Raw genomic sequence first — 1,758 nt, forward strand, 5'->3', positions numbered from 1 at the left:
CAGCGGGACAGCAGCGGACCGCGCGGATCACGGATGTCGACGTCGCGCGCCGCGGGCGGCGTCCTTTTCATTCAACGTAACGTTTCCGCGCCGTGCGCGAACACAGGATAAGTTCAAGTCATCGATCAAGGTTTCCGGCAACCGCTTCCCGCCTGGCGCCGCCGGCAGGGACGCTCATGCGAAAGGCGCGCCCATGTCCCGGACCTCGGATTTCCTGGCGCTGCTCGCCGCTCTCGCGATCGGCGCGCACGCCGTTCCCGTCGACGCCGAAGAACCGGGTCTTTCAGAATACGTGATCGAACAGTTCGGCAGACCGCCCGCCATCCCCGATGGGCCGCTCTCCGAAGCAGTCCGCGCCGCGGTCGCCACGGCCTTCGTCGAAAGCGTGACGGAGCGGCGCTGGGATGGCGATCAGATCGAAGCGCTGGACATGGTCTCCGGATCGGGCGATCCGCGCCTCGCCTGGATCATCGCGGACCTGATGCGGTTCATCTCCTCGCCTGCCCTGAGCGAGACGCTTTCGGACGCCGCCGCCAAGCTCCTCGCCATCGCGCCGCCGGCGCAGAACCGCTGGGGGGCCATCACCGACCATCTGATCGCCTGGGACGTCCCGGCGCCGCCGGGCTACCTCGCGATCAAGCGCGCGATCTTCACCGGCATGGTCCCCGGCTGGGAGGCGGTGTTCGTCGAGGGCGACATCGACTGGCGTCACGTCTCGTGGGGCGGCGTGCTGATCGACGACCGCCCGTATGGCCGGACCGATGAGCCGTGCAACTGCATCCCCGCCGCCGACAACCCCGAAGTCGAGGCCGCGGAGGACGCGACCTGGCTCGCCGACGACGCCGTGATCTTCGGGCTGTCGATCAACGGGGAGCATCGCGCCTATCCGCGCCGCATCATGGAGGTGCGCGAGATGGTCAACGACACGCTCGGGGGCCGCGACCTCGGGATCCCCTACTGCACCCTCTGCGGCGCGGCGCAGGCCTGGTTCACCGACGATCTGCCGGCGGGGGTCGAGCGACCGGTCCTGCGCACCTCCGGCCTGCTGATCCGCTCGAACAAGGTGATGTATGACGTGGTCACCGGGTCGGTGTTCGACACGTTCCTCGGCAAGGCCGTCACGGGGCCCCTGGCGGAGATCGGGTTCGCGCTCGAACAGGCGTCGGTCGTGACGACGACATGGGGCGACTGGAAGGCCGCGCATCCCGACACGACCGTGCTGGTCGAGGCGCTCGCGCTCGGCCGCGACTTCGACTTCCGGAGCGGTCGCGATGCGGATGGGCCGATCTTTCCGGTGGGCGACGTCGACCCGCGTCTGCCCGTGCATGAGGATGTCGTCGGCGTCGTCTCTCCCGCCGGCGTCCCGGTAGCGTTCCAGCGCAGCGCGGCGATGGCGGCGCTGACCAGGGGCGAGGAGGTCACGCTCGAAGGCGTCCGCCTAGTCCTCGACGCCGGGGGCCTGCGCGCCGTCGCGATGGACGGCGACGAGCTCGGCAGTCATCAGGCGTTCTGGTTCGCATGGTCGCAGTTCCATCCGGGCTCCACGCTCTGGCCGCGGTGAGCAAGCCGGCGCGGATCGGCGCCATGACGGGCGCGTTGTCCTGAGCGATGGGGCTCGCTCTCCAACGCCCGTTCATGCTCGGGGCGCGCCGCGTCATGCCCGGCGACAGGCCGCCATCGAGGACGATCCCGCGGATCGGGCGAACGGCTGTCGACTGCGCCCGGCCATCGACCGCGCCACCGGCGGCTTTCCGGGAG

1 protein-coding gene is annotated in these 1,758 nt (G+C 70.0%); it reads left to right on the forward strand.

All coding sequences use genetic code 11. From position 1 onward, the window contains the following. Positions 1–193: 193 nt before the first annotated feature. Entirely contained in the window at positions 194–1,561 is a 1,368-nt protein-coding gene (locus BLW43_RS22635; RefSeq protein WP_093257196.1) for a DUF3179 domain-containing (seleno)protein, read from the forward strand. Positions 1,562–1,758: the final 197 nt, after the last annotated feature.

Source organism: Rubrimonas cliftonensis, assembly GCF_900107585.1.
Taxonomy (GTDB): domain Bacteria; phylum Pseudomonadota; class Alphaproteobacteria; order Rhodobacterales; family Rhodobacteraceae; genus Rubrimonas; species Rubrimonas cliftonensis.

Bases quoted from the DNA above. Each gene is read 5' to 3' on its own strand.
- BLW43_RS22635 (WP_093257196.1), top strand. From the start codon at position 194: ATGTCCCGGACCTCGGATTTCCTGGCGCTGCTCGCCGCTCTCGCGATC.